Raw genomic sequence first — 14,443 nt, 5'->3', positions numbered from 1 at the left:
CCATGCCGACCTGGGAACTGAACCCCGGCCGCCCGGCCCTCGCCCACGCGCCGCGCACCGCCGGCATCGGCGAGGCCTGCGAGTGGCTGCGCGAGAACGAGAGCGCGCTCACCGAAGCCCTGCACCGGCACGGCACGATCTTCCTGCGCGGCCTGCCGGTCGCGAGCACCGAGGACGTCGCGGCCGTGCGCGACGTCCTCATCCCGGAGCGCACCCCGTACCGGGAGAAGGCCACCCCGCGCAGCGACTACGGCAACGGCGTCTTCTCCTCCACCGACCTGCCGTCGGCCCTGCCGATCCGGATGCACAACGAGAACAGCTACACCCTGACCTTCCCCGGCCGGCTGCTCTTCGCCTGCCTGACCGCCCCCGAGGAGGGCGGGGCCACCCCCACCGCCGACTGCCGCCAGGTCCTCGACCGGCTGCCCGCGCACCTGGTCGAGCGGATGCGGGCCTCCGGCTGGACCCTCACCCGCACCTACTCGGACTACGTCTCCCTCGGCTGGCGCACCGCCTTCGCCACCGAGGACCGCGCCGAGGTCGAGGCCTACTGCCGGGAGAACGGCATCACCTGGGAGTGGCTGGCGGACGGCAACCTGCGCACCGGCCAGCTGCGCCCCGGCACCATCCGCCACCCGGCGACCGGCGAGGAGGTCTGGTTCAACCACCTCGCCTTCTGGAACGAGTGGTCGCTCGACCCGGACATCCGCGAGGCGATGACCGACGAGTTCGGCCCGGACGGCCTCCCGTTCAACACCGGGTTCGGTGACGGCGAACCGCTGGAGCGCGCCGACGTCGACGCCCTCAACGAGGCGTACCACGCCGCGACCGTGCGCGAGCGCTGGCAGGTCGGCGACGTGATGCTGGTCGACAACGTGCTCTGCGCCCACGGCCGGGACCCGTACCGCGGCGAGCGCAGGATCGCCGTCTCCATGGGGCAGCCCGTCGACGTCCTGGACTGCCGGCCCAGCGTCCGGCCCACCCTGGCCGTCGCCTGACGCCGCCCGACGCGCCCGCCCCCCGAACAGCCCGTGCCGTGAGCTGAGCAGACCCGAGTAGAGGAAGCACCGTGATCCCGGTTTCGTACGCCCAACAACGGCTCTGGCTGATCGACCAGATCGAGGGGCCGACCGCGCTGTACAACCTGCCGTTCGCCCTGCGCCTGCGCGGCGGGCTCGACACCGCCGCGCTGCGCGCCGCGACGGCGGACGTGGTCGCCCGGCACGAGGCTCTGCGCACGGTGTTCCCGGTGGCCGGGGGAGTCCCGGTGCAGCGGATCCTGCCGGCCGAGGAGGCGCTCCCGCGCTTCCTGGCCGTGGACTGCGCACCGGACGACTACCCGGCCCGCCGGGACGCCGCGGCCGCCGAGACCTTCGACCTCAGCCGCGAACTGCCCATCCGGGTCACGGTGTTCACCCTCTCCCCGACCGAGCACGTGCTGCTCGTCGTGCTCCACCACATCGCCGGCGACGGCTGGTCGCTCGGCCCCCTGCTGCGCGACCTCGCCGAGGCCTACCGGGCCCGGCTCACCGGCCGCGCCCCCGACTGGGAACCGCTGCCGATCCAGTACGCCGACTACGCGCTGTGGCAGCGCGACCTGCTCGGCGACGAACAGGACCCCGAGAGCCTGCTCGCCCGTCAACTCGCCCACTGGCGCACCGCACTGGCCGCGCTGCCGGAGGAACTGGAGCTGCCGACCGACCGACCCCGACCGCCCGCCCCCACCGGCGCCGCCGACTCCGTCGACCTCGCCTGGGACGCCGGCCTGCACACCGCCCTGCTCGCCCTCGCCCGCACCCACCGCACCACGCTGTTCACCGTCCTCCAGGCCGGCCTGGCCGCCCTGTTCACCCGGCTCGGCGCCGGCACCGACATCCCGCTCGGCACCGGCGTCGCCGGACGCGCCGACGAGGCCCTGGACGACCTGGTCGGCTTCTTCGTCAACTCCCTGGTGCTGCGCGCCGACACGTCCGGCGACCCGAGCTTCGCCGAGCTGCTCGGCCGGGTCCGGGAGGCCCAGCTCGACGCCTTCGCCCACCAGGACCTCCCCTTCGAGCGCCTCGTCGAGGAGCTCAACCCGCCCCGCGCGCTCGGCCGCCACCCGCTCTTCCAGACCCTCCTGGTGCTCCAGAACCACGGGCAGGACGCCGAACTCGACCTGCCCGGTCTGGAGTCCGCCCCGGAACCGATCGGCCTGCGGGTCGCCAAGTTCGACCTCAACATCGGCATCGCCGAACAGCACGGCCCGGACGGCGCCCCCGCCGGACTCACCGGCTCGATCGAGTACGCCGCCGACCTCTACGACCGCGCCACCGTCACCGCCCTGGCCGACCGGCTCGGCCGGCTGCTGGCCGGCGCCGCCGCCGACCCGCACGCCCCCATCGCCACCCTCGACGTCCTCGCCCCCGAGGAGCGCACCCGCCTGCTCGTCGAGTGGAACGCCACCGACGCCCCGCGGTGGACCGGCACCCTCGCCGAGTCCTTCGAGCGCCAGGCCGACCGCACTCCGCACGCCGCCGCCCTCGTCCACGACGGCGGCACCCTCAGCTACGCCGAACTCGACACCCGCGCCAACCGGCTCGCCCACCACCTCACCGCCCTCGGCGTCGGCCCCGAGACCCCCGTCGCGATGCTGATGGAGCGCTCCGCCGAGGTCGTCGTCGCCACCCTGGCCGTCGTCAAGGCCGGCGGCTGCTACGTCCCGATGCACCCCGGCCTGCCGCCCGAGCGGATGACCGGCGTGCTCGCCGACACCGGCGCCCCCGTGCTGCTCACCGACCGCACCGACCCGGGCTTCCCGCACGGCGCCGCCGTGGTCCGCCCCGGCGACGAGGCCGCCGCCCCCGCCCACCGCCCCGGCGTGCCCGTCCACCCGGACCAGCTCGCCTACGCGATGTACACCTCCGGCTCCACCGGGCGCCCCAAGGGCGTCGCCGTGCGCCACCGCGACGTGCTCGACCTCGCCGCCGACCGGCGCTGGCGGGACGGCCGCCACCAGCGCGTCCTGCTGCACTCCCCGCACGCCTTCGACGCCGCCACCTACGAGATCTGGACGCCGCTGCTGGCCGGCGGCACCGTCGTGGTCGCCCCGCCCGGCGCCCTCGACGCCACCGCCCTGCACGCCGTCACCACCCGCCACGACGTCACCGCCGTCTTCCTCACCAAGGCCCTGTTCGACCTCGTCGCCGAGCAGGCCCCGGAGACCTTCGCCGCCCTGCGCGTGGTCTGCACCGGCGGCGAGGCCGCCTCCGGGGTGCTGATGCGCCGCGTCCTGGAGGCCTGCCCCGAGCTGCTGCTCGCCCACGTCTACGGGCCCACCGAGACCACCACCTTCGCCACCCACCACCCGCTCGCCCCCGCCGACCTCGCCGGCCCCCGGGTGCCGATCGGCGGCCCGATGGACAACATGCGCAGCCACGTCCTCGACGCCCGGCTGCGCCCCGTCCCGCCCGGCGTCCCCGGTGAGCTGTACCTGGCCGGCGCGGGCCTGGCCCGCGGCTACCTGGGCCGGCCCGGCCTGACCGCCGAGCGCTTCGTCGCCTGCCCGTACGCGCCCGGCGAGCGGATGTACCGCACCGGGGACCTCGTGCGGCTGCGCGCCGACGGCGCCGTGGAGTTCCTCGGCCGGATCGACGGCCAGGTCAAGCTGCGCGGCTTCCGGATCGAGCTCGGCGAGATCGAGGCGGCCCTGTCCCGCCACCCCGCCGTGCGCCAGGTCATCGTGATCGCCCGCGAGGACCGCCCCGGCGACACCCGGCTGGTCGCCTACTGCACCGCCGAGGCCTCGCTCACCCCCGCCGAACTGCGCTCCTTCGCCGGCACCGTGCTGCCCGGCTACATGGTCCCCGCCGTGGTCGTCCTGCTGGACGCGCTGCCGCTGAACGCCAACGGCAAGGTCGACCGCCGCGCCCTGCCCGCCCCCGACCTCGCCGCCGACGACACCGGGCGCGCCCCGCGCGACGAGCGCGAACGGGTGCTCTGCGAGCTCTTCGGCGACCTCCTCGGCATCGACGACATCACCATCGACGACGACTTCTTCGCCCTCGGCGGCCACTCCCTGCTCGCCACCCGCCTGGTCGGCAGGGCCCGCACCGAACTCGGCGTCGAACTCGCCATCGGCGACCTCTTCCAGACGCCCACCGTCGCCGGGCTCGCCGACCGGCTCGCCGACCGCGTCGCCGGGGCCCGTCCGGCCCTGCGCCCCGCCGTGCGGCCCGAGCGGGTGCCGCTCTCCTTCGCCCAGCGCCGCCTCTGGTTCCTCGCCCAGGCCGACGGCCCCTCGGCCACCTACAACGTCACCCTCGCGCTGCGGCTGCGCGGCCCGCTGGACCCCGCCGCCCTGGAGGCCGCCCTCGGCGACGTCGTCCACCGGCACGAGGCGCTGCGCACCGTCTTCGGCGAGCACGACGGCACCCCGTACCAGCGCGTCCTCGACGCCCCCGGCACCGGCCTGCTCACCGTCACCGACCGCCCGACCGACGAACTCGCCGGCCACACCTTCGACCTCGCCGGCGACCTCCCGGTCCACGCCTACCTGCGGCCCGAGGGGCCCGAGGAGCACGTGCTGGTCCTGGTCGTCCACCACATCGCCGGGGACGGCGCCTCGCTGGGCCCGCTCTACCGCGACCTCACCGACGCCTACCGGGCCCGCCTCGGCGGCGCGGCCCCGCGGTGGGAGCCGCTGCCCGTCCAGTACGCCGACTACGCGCTCTGGCAGCACGAACTGCTCGGCGACGAGGCCGACCCGGAGAGCCTGGCGGCCCGCCAACTCGCCCACTGGCGCGAGGCGCTGGCCGGCGCGCCGGAGGAACTCCCGCTGCCGCTGGACCGCCCCCGCCCGCCGGTCGCCACCCACCGCGGCGCGGTCGTCCCGCTGGAGTTCGACGCCGAGCTGCACACCCGGCTCGCCGCGCTCGCCGCCGAGCACGGCGTGACCCTCTTCATGGTGCTGCGGGCCGCGTACGCCACCCTGCTGCACCGCTTCGGCGCGGGCACCGACCTGCCCATCGGCACCCCGCTGGCCGGCCGCCTCGACGAGGCCGTGCAGGAGCTGGTCGGCTTCTTCGCCAACACCCTGGTGCTGCGCACCGACCTCTCCGGCCGCCCGAGCTTCACCGAGCTGCTGGCCAGGATCCGGGAGACCGACCTGGCCGCCCACGCCCACCAGGACGTGCCCTTCGAGCGCCTGGTGGAGGAGCTGAACCCGACCCGCTCGACCGCCTGCCACCCCCTGTTCCAGGTGATGCTGGCCTTCGCGGGCGCCGCCGAGGACGGCCCGGACCTGCCCGGCGTGACGGTGACGGAGGAGCCGGTCGACTTCGGCACGGCCACCTTCGACCTCACCCTGCGCCTGGTCGAGCGGCAGGGCGCCGACGGCGCCACCGCGGGGCTGGCCGGCGTCCTGGAGTACGCCACCGACCTGTTCGACCGCGAGAGCGCCGAACAGCTGGCCACCGCACTCGAACTGATCCTGCGTCAGATCACGGTCGACCCCGGACGGTCGGTCGCCGAGCTGGCCGTGCTGCCCGCCGAGGAGCGGGCCGGGGCCGCGATCGCCCCCACCCCGCTGCCCGAGCCGGTGCCGCTGGTGCCGGCCGCCTTCGAGGCGCAGGCCGCTCGGACGCCCGCGGCCGTGGCCCTGGTCTGCGGCGGACTCAGCCTGACGTACGCGCAGGTGAACGCCCGGGCGAACGGACTCGCGCACCGGCTGATCGCCGCGGGCATCGGCCCCGAGCAGGTGGTGGCCCTCGCGCTGCCGCGCTCGGCGGAGACGGTGGTCGCCATCCTCGCGGTGCTCAAGGCCGGCGGCGCCTACCTGCCGCTGGACGCCGAGTACCCGGCCGACCGCACCACCGACACGCTGGCGCAGGCGAGCCCGGCGCTGGTGCTCACCGACGAGCGCTGGCCGCTGCCCGAGGTGCTCGACGGGCTGCGCACCCTGGACGTCGCCGACGGCACGGACGGTCCGCGGACCGACCCGGCCCCGCGTGCCACGGCGGACGACGCCGCCTACGTCATCTTCACCTCCGGCTCCACCGGCCGCCCCAAGGGCGTCGTGGTCCCGCACGGCGGCATCGCCGCGCTGCTGGCCGCCCACCGCACCGGGGTGATGGCCGACGTCCCCCGGCAGCGGGTCGCGCTCACCGCCTCGCTCTGCTTCGACGCCTCCTGGGACGGCCTGCTCTGGCTGGTCGCCGGCCACGAGCTGCACCTGATCGGCGGCGACGTGCGGCGCGACGCCCGCGCCCTGGTCAACCACGTGCACGAGCACGGCATCGGCGTCCTGGAGGTGACGCCCTCCTACGCCGAGCAGCTGATCGAGGAGGGCCTGCTGGAGGAGCCCGCGCCCGCCCTGGTGCTGCTCGGCGGCGAGGCCGTCGGCCAGGCGCTCTGGACCCGGCTGCGCGAGGCGCCGGGCACCGCCGCCCACAACCTGTACGGCCCGACGGAGTGCACCGTCGACGCCCTGACCCACCCGCTGGAGGCCACCGGGCGGCCCGTCCTCGGACGCACCGTCGCCGGCACCCGGGCGTACCTCCTCGACGAGTACCTCAACCCCGTCCCGGCCGGGGTGCCGGGGGAGCTGTACCTGGCCGGGGCCGGACTGGCCCGCGGCTACCTCGGCCGTCCGGGCCTGACGGCGGAGCGCTTCGTCGCCTGCCCCTTCGAGCCCAACGGGAGGATGTACCGCACCGGGGACCTGGCCCGCCGCACCCGCGACGGGGAGCTGGAGTACCTCGGCCGCACCGACCACCAGGTGAAGATCCGCGGCTTCCGCGTCGAACTCGGCGAGATCGAGCGCGCCCTGACCGCCCACCCGCGGGTGCTCCAGGCCGCCGTCCTTCCCGACGCGGACGGGCTGCGCCTGGTCGCCTACGTGGTCACCGACGGCCCGCTCGACCCGGCCGAGGCGCGCGCCACCGCCGCCCGGACGCTGCCCGGCTACATGCTGCCGGCCGCGATCGTGCCGCTGGACGCGCTGCCGCTGAACGCCAACGGCAAGCTGGACCGGTCCGCCCTCCCGGCCCCCGACTTCGGCGCGCTCTCCGCCGGCCGTGCGGCGCGCACCCCGCGGGAGGAGATCCTCCGCGGGCTGTTCGCGGAGGTGCTCGGCCTCGACGCCGTCGGCATCGACGACGACTTCTTCGACCTGGGCGGCCACTCGCTGCTCGCCACCAAGCTGCTCAGCCGGGTGCGGTCCGCGCTCGGCGCCGAACTGGGCATCCGGGACGTCTTCGAGACGCCGAACGTGGCCGGGCTGGCCGCCCGCCTGGACGCCGGTGCGCAGCGCCCGGCACTGAGCGCGGCAGGGACGCGCCCGGCCCGGGTGCCGCTCTCCTTCGCCCAGCAGCGGCTCTGGCTGATCGACCGGATGGAAGGCCCCAGCGCCCTCTACAACGCGCCGCTGGCGCTGCGCCTGACGGGCCGACTGGACGCCGCCGCACTGGAGTCGGCGCTCGGCGACGTGCTGGCCCGGCACGAGAGCCTGCGCACGCTGATCGCCGAGGAGGACGGCACCCCGTATCAGCGCGTGCTGCCCGCCGAGGAGGCCGTCCTCCCGCTCCCCACCCTGGACCGCCCCGCCGACGAGGTGGCCGCCACCGTCGCCGCACTCTGCCGCCACGCCTTCGACCTGCGCACCGAACTCCCCGTCCGTGCCACCCTGCTGAGGGTGTCGGCGGAGGAGCACGTACTCGTCCTGGCGCTGCACCACATCGCCAGCGACGGCTGGTCCCTCGGCCCGCTGGTCCGCGACCTCGGCTCCGCCTACGCGGCCCGCGCCGAGGGCGCCGCCCCCGACTGGGAGCCGCTGCCCGTCCAGTACGCCGACTACGCGCTCTGGCAGCGCGAACTGCTCGGCGAGGAGGCCGACCCGGAGAGCCTGGCGTCCCGCCAACTCGCCCACTGGCGCGAGATGTTGGCGGACCTCCCGGACGAGGCGACGCTGCCGCTGGACCGCCCCCGCCCGCCCGTCGCCTCCCACCGCGGCGACCGGGTGGCGCTCACCCTGGACGCCGAGTGCCACCGCGAGCTGGTCGCGCTCTCCCGAGCCCACCGGGTCACCCTGTTCATGACCGTGCAGGCGGCCCTCGCCGCGCTGCTCACCCGCCTCGGCGCGGGCACCGACGTCCCGATCGGCTCGGTGGTGGCCGGGCGCTCCGACGAGGCGCTGGACGAGCTCGTCGGCTTCTTCGTCAACACCCTGGTGCTGCGCACCGACACGTCCGGCAACCCGAGCTTCGCCGACCTGCTCGGCCGCTCCCGGGAGACCGCCCTCGCCGCCTACGCCCATCAGGACGTGCCCTTCGAGCGCCTGGTGGAGGAGCTCAGGCCGGCCCGCTCGCTGGCCCGCCACCCGCTGTTCCAGGTGATGCTGGTGCTCCAGAGCAACGAGCAGGCCGATCCGGCCACGGCGGGCCTGAGCGTCGAGCCGCTCGCGGCGGGCACCGGCTCCGCCAAGTTCGACCTCAGCCTGATCGCCGAGGAGTCCTTCGGCCCCGACGGCGAGCCCGCCGGGATCGACTGCGCCCTCGACTACGCCACCGACCTCTTCGACCGGGAGACGGTCGAGGCCGTCGCCGTCCGGTTCGCGCGGCTTCTGGCGGCGGTGGCCGCCCGGCCCGAGCTGCCGATCGGCCGCGTCGAGCTGCTGTCGGCCGAGGAGCGCGAGGCCCTCCCGGCGGCGGGCGCCGCCCTGCCGGCCGAAGTCCCGCTGCTGCCCGCCGCCTTCGCGGCCCAGGCCGCCCGCACCCCGGAGGCCGTCGCGCTGGTCTGCGGCGACACCCGGCTGACCTTCGCCGAGCTGGACGCCCGCGCCGAGCGGCTCGCCCGCCGCCTGCTGGCCGCCGGCGTCGGGCGGGAGTCGGTGGTGGCCCTCGCCCTGCCGCGCTCGGCGGAGACGGTGGTCGCCATGCTCGCCGTGCACAAGGCCGGCGGCGCCTACCTGCCGCTGGACGGCGAGTACCCGGCCGAGCGCACCGCCCACATGCTCGCCGACGCCCGCCCGGCGCTCGCCCTCACCGACGGGCGCTGGCCGCTGCCCGAGGTGCTGGCCGGCCTGCGCACCCTGGACGTCGCCGCGCCGCCGGACGGTGCCGGTCCGTCGGACGTCGCCGCGCCGTGGGACGGCGCCGAGGACGGCGAGAGCGCCGAGGCCGCCGAGCACGGCGCGCCCGCGCTCGGATGGCGCGCCCTCGACCCGGGCGACGCCGCCTACGTCATCTACACCTCCGGCTCCACCGGCCGCCCCAAGGGCGTCGTGGTGCCGCACGGCGCCGTCGCCGCCCTACTGGCCGCCCACCGCGCCGCCCTGATCCGGGGCACCGAGCAGGCCCACGGCCGGCAGCGGATCGCACTCACCGCCTCGCTCTGCTTCGACGCCTCCCTGGAGCCCGTGCTCTGGATGTTCGCCGGGCACGAGCTGCACCTGATCGGCGACGAGCTGCGCCGCGACCCGGCCGCCCTGGTCCGCCACACGGCCGCCGCCGGCATCGACGCCCTGCACCTCACCCCGTCCTACACCGAGCAGCTGATCGAGGAGGGCCTGCTGGAGGCGCCCGCGCCGCGCCTGCTGCTGCTCGGCGGCGAGGCCGTCGGCCAGGCGCTGTGGCAGCGGCTGCGGGAGCACCCCGACACCGCGGGCCACAACTTCTACGGCCCGACCGAGGCCACCGTCTACGCGCTGACCCAGCCGTTCGACGTGGTGGAGCGCCCCGGGCTCGGCGGCCCGATCGCCGGCGTGCGGGCGTACCTCCTGGACGAGTGCCTCAACCCCGTTCCGGCCGGGGTGCCGGGGGAGCTGTACCTGGCCGGGGCGGGCCTGGCCCGTGGCTACCTGGCGCGGCCGGGCCTGACGGCGGAGCGCTTCGTCGCCTGCCCCTTCGAGCCCGGTGTGAGGATGTACCGCACCGGGGACCTGGCCCGCCGCACCCGCGACGGCGGCGTTGAGTACCTCGGCCGCACCGACCACCAGGTGAAGATCCGTGGCTTCCGCGTCGAACTCGGCGAGATCGAGCAGGTGTTGGCCCGCCACCCCGCCGTCCGCCAGGCCGTGGTCACCGTCCGGGAGAGCGACACCGGCGACCGGCGGCTGGTCGCCCACTGCACCGTGGGCCAGGATTCGCCCGAACTCGCCGTCGAGCTGCGGCGGTTCGCCGCCGAGACGCTGCCCGGCTACATGGTGCCGGCCGCCGTCGTCCTGCTCGACACCTTGCCGCTGACGGGCAGCGGCAAGGTCGACCACCGGGCGCTGCCCGCACCGGACTTCGGCGCGCTCTCGGCCGGCCGTGCGGCGCGCACCCCGCGGGAGGAGATCCTCTGCGGGCTGTTCGCGGAGGTGCTCGGCCTCGACGCGGTCGGCATCGACGACGACTTCTTCGACCTGGGCGGCCACTCGCTGCTCGCCACCAAGCTGCTCAGCCGGGTGCGGTCCGTCCTGGGTGCGGAGTTGGGCATCCGGGACGTCTTCGAGGCGCCGAGCGTCGCCGGGCTGGACGCCCGCCTGGCCGTCCGCCTGGACGCCGGAGCGCGGCGGACGGCGCTGAGCGCGGGAGGTGCCCGCCCGGAGCGGATCCCGCTGTCCTTCGCCCAGCAGCGGCTGTGGCTGATCGACCGGATGGAGGGCCCCAGCGCCCTCTACAACCTGCCGCTCGTCCTGCGCGTGGCAGGGGAGTTGGACACCGCCGCGCTGGAACTGGCCCTCGGCGACGTGGTGGCCCGGCACGAGAGCCTGCGCACGCTGATCGGCGAGGAGGACGGCTCCCCGTACCAGCGGATCCTGCCCGCCGGGCAGGCCCGCGTCCGGGTCGAGCTGCTGCCGCCCGGCACCGAGCCGGCGGGCTGCACCTCCCGCCCCTTCGACCTGGCCGCCGACCTCCCCGTCCGCGCCCACGTCATCCCGGCCGGCCCCGGCGAGCACCTGTTCGCCCTCGTCCTGCACCACATCGCCGGCGACGGCTGGTCGATGGGCCCGCTGCTGCGCGACCTCGCCACGGCCTACGCGGCCCGCACCGGCGGCACGGCCCCGCAGTGGGCGCCGCTGCCCGTCCAGTACGCCGACTACGCGCTCTGGCAGCGCGAACTGCTGGGCGACGAGGAGGACGGCGAGAGCCTGCTCGCCCGCCAACTCGCCCACTGGCGCGAGGCGCTGGCCGGCCTGCCCGAGGAGCTGTCGCTGCCCGTCGACCGGCCGCGCCGCGCGGCCGCCTCGCACCGCGGCGACCGGGTCGTCGTGCCCTACGGCGCCGAACTCCACCGCGAGCTGGTCGCGCTCTCCCGGGCCCACCGGGTCACCCTGTTCATGACCGTGCAGGCGGCCCTCGCCGCGCTGCTCACCCGGCTCGGTGCGGGCACCGACGTCCCGATCGGCTCGGTGGTGGCCGGGCGCTCCGACGAGGCGCTGGACGAGCTGGTCGGCTTCTTCGTCAACACCCTGGTGCTGCGCACCGACACGTCCGGCGACCCCAGCTTCACCGAGCTGCTGGCCCGCGTCCGGGAGACCCAACTCGACGCCCACGCCCACCAGGACGTGCCCTTCGAGCGCCTGGTGGAGGAGCTGAACCCGGCCCGCTCGCTGGCCCGCCACCCGCTGTTCCAGGTGGCGCTGCTGCTGGAGGGCCGGGGCGGGTCCGCGCCGCTCGCCGCGGCCGGCCTCGACGCCTCCGTGGAGTCCTCCGCCGGGACGGTCGCCAAGTTCGACCTGAGCGTGGGCCTCGGCGAGTCCTTCGACGCGGACGGCGCGCCCGCCGGCCTGGAGTGCGCGATCGACTACGCCACCGACCTCTTCGACCGGGAGACGGTCGAGGCGATCGCCGTCCGCTTCGGCCGGCTGCTGGCGGCGGTGGCCGCCCGGCCCGAGCTGCCGATCGGCCGCGTCGAGCTGCTGTCGGCCGAGGAGCGCGCCGCGCTCCCGGTGGCGGGCGCCGCCCTGCCGGCCGAACTCCCGCTGGTCCCGGCCGCCTTCGCGGCGCAGGCCGCCCGCACCCCGGAGGCCGTCGCGCTGGTCTGCGGCGACACCCGGCTGACCTTCGCCGAGCTGAACGTCCGCGCCAACCGGCTCGCCCACCACCTGATCGGGCGGGGCATCGGCCCCGAGTCCGTGGTCGCCCTCGCCCTGCCACGCTCGGCGGAGACGGTGGTCGCCATGCTCGCCGTGCACAAGGCCGGCGGCGCCTACCTGCCGCTGGACGCCGACCACCCGGCCGACCGCACCGCCCGCACCCTCGCCGACGCGGCCCCCGCCCTGGTCCTCACCGACGACGGCTGGCCCGCGCCCGAGGCACTGGCCGGCGCCCCCGCCCTGGCCCTCGCCGAGGCCACCGGCCCGGACACCGACCCGGCCCCGCGGGCCTCGGCCGACCACGCCGCCTACCTGATCTACACCTCCGGCTCCACCGGCCGCCCCAAGGGCGTGGTCGTCCAGCACGGCAGCCTCGCCGCCCTGCTGGCCGTCCACCGCGCCGGGCCGATCGCCGCCGCCGAGGCCGCGCACGGCCGACTGCGCGTCGCGCTCACCGCCTCGCTCTGCTTCGACGGATCGCTGGAGAGCCTGCTCTGGCTGTTCGCCGGACACGAACTGCACCTGATCGGCGACGACCTGCGCCGCGACCCGGCCGCCCTGGTCCGGTACGTGCGCGCGGAGGGCGTCGGCGTCATGGACGTCACTCCCTCCTACGCCGAGCAACTCCTCGCCGAGGGCCTGCTGGAGGGCGCCGCACCGGCCGTCCTGGTGCTGGGCGGGGAGGCCGTCGGCCAGCAGCTCTGGACGGGCCTGCGCGCGGCACCCGGCACCACCTACAACCTGTACGGCCCGACCGAGGCCACCGTGTACGCCCTCGGCCGGCCGCTCGGCGCGGCGGAGCGCCCCGGACTCGGCGGCCCGATCGCCGGCGCGCGGGCGTACGTCCTCGACGAGCACCTCAACCCCGTCCCGCCGGGCGTGCCGGGGGAGCTGTACCTGGCCGGACCGGGCCTGGCCCGCGGCTACCTCGGCCGGCCCGGGCTGACCGCGGAGCGCTTCGTCGCCAGCCCCTTCGAGCCCGGTGTGAGGATGTACCGCACCGGGGACCTGGCCCGCCGCACCCGCGACGGCGGCGTGGAGTACCTCGGCCGCACCGACCACCAGGTGAAGATCCGCGGCTTCCGGATCGAACTCGGCGAGATCGAGCACGTGCTGACGCTCCACCCGGAGGTGGGCGCCGCCGCCGTCCTGCCCGACGCGGACGGGCTGCGCCTGGTCGCCTACGTCGTCACCGACGGCCCGCTCGACCCCGCCGACCTGCGCGCCTTCGCGGCCGGCCACCTGCCCGGCTACATGCTGCCCGCCGCCGTCGTCCCGCTGCCCGCGCTGCCGCTCACCGGCAGCGGCAAGCTCGACCGGACGGCGCTGCCCGCACCGGACTTCGGGCAGCTCACCGGCGGCCGCGCCGCCCGCACGCCGCGCGAGGAGCTCCTGTGCGCGCTGTTCGCCGAGACCCTCGGCCTGGCGGGCGTCGGCATCGACGACGACTTCTTCGACCTCGGCGGCCACTCCCTGCTCGCCATGAGGCTGCTCGCCAGGGTCCGCACCGCCCTCGGCGTGGACCCCGGCATGCGGGCGCTGTTCGAGGCCCCCACCGTGGCCGGGCTCGCCCGACGGCTCGACCACGGCCCGGTGGCCGACGCCCTGGACGTCCTGCTGCCGCTGCGCGCCGGCGGCGGGCGGGCCCCGCTGTTCTGCGTGCACCCGGCGGCCGGCATCAGCTGGGTCTACTCCGGGCTGCTGCGCCACCTCGGCCCCGAACAGCCGGTGTACGGCCTCCAGGCCCGGGGCCTGCGCGGCGACGCGCCGGCGAGCGTCGCCGAGATCGCCGAGGACTACGTGCGGCAGATCCGCGCGGTGCGCCCCGACGGCCCGTACCACCTGCTGGGGTGGTCCTTCGGCGCGGTGGTCGCCCAGGAGATGGCCGTACGGCTGCGGGCCGAGGGCGCCGAGGTCGGCCTGCTGGCCCTGCTCGACGGCGCCCCGGCGGCGCCGCGCGCCGGTGACGCCCCGCCCGTCGAAACCGCCGACTCCCTCGCCGAGCTGCTGCACTCGCTCGGCTACGACCCGGCGGACGGCCGGGGCCTCACCGAGCTGCGGGCCGTGCTCGGGGAGGCGGTGGCGGTGCTGCCGGAGGTCTTCGACCGGCACCGCAAGCTGATGGCCGAGCACGTGCCCACCCGCTACCGGGGCGACGCCGTCTTCTTCGGGGCGACCACCGGCAAGCCCGCCGACTGGCCGTACGAGCGGGCCTGGCGGCCGTACCTGGACGGCCGGATCGAGAGCCACCGCCTGGACTGCGCCCACGGCGAGCTGACCCGGCCGGAACCCCTGGCCCGGATCGCCGCCGTGCTGGCCGAGAAGCTGCCCACCGAGAAGCTGCCCACCGAGAAGCTCCACTCCGAGAAGCCGGGAGCGTGACCC

The 14,443-nt window shown here is 76.3% G+C and carries 2 protein-coding genes; both read left to right on the top strand.

Annotation, left to right across the window (positions count from 1 at the left end; translation table 11 throughout):
* Positions 1-2: 2 nt before the first annotated feature.
* Positions 3-998, top strand: coding sequence for a TauD/TfdA family dioxygenase (locus ACFWP2_RS16210; protein WP_380451511.1), 996 nt, complete (start codon positions 3-5; stop codon positions 996-998).
* A 71-nt stretch (positions 999-1,069) separates the two neighbouring features.
* A complete protein-coding gene (locus ACFWP2_RS16205; protein WP_380451509.1) occupies positions 1,070-14,440 on the top strand; it encodes an amino acid adenylation domain-containing protein in 13,371 nt (4,456 codons plus the stop codon).
* Positions 14,441-14,443: the final 3 nt, after the last annotated feature.

It is taken from the genome of Kitasatospora sp. NPDC058444, assembly GCF_042721415.1.
GTDB lineage: Bacteria > Actinomycetota > Actinomycetes > Streptomycetales > Streptomycetaceae > Kitasatospora.
Note: the sequence above shows the minus strand (reverse complement) of the source record. Positions and strands in the feature narration are given on the sequence as shown.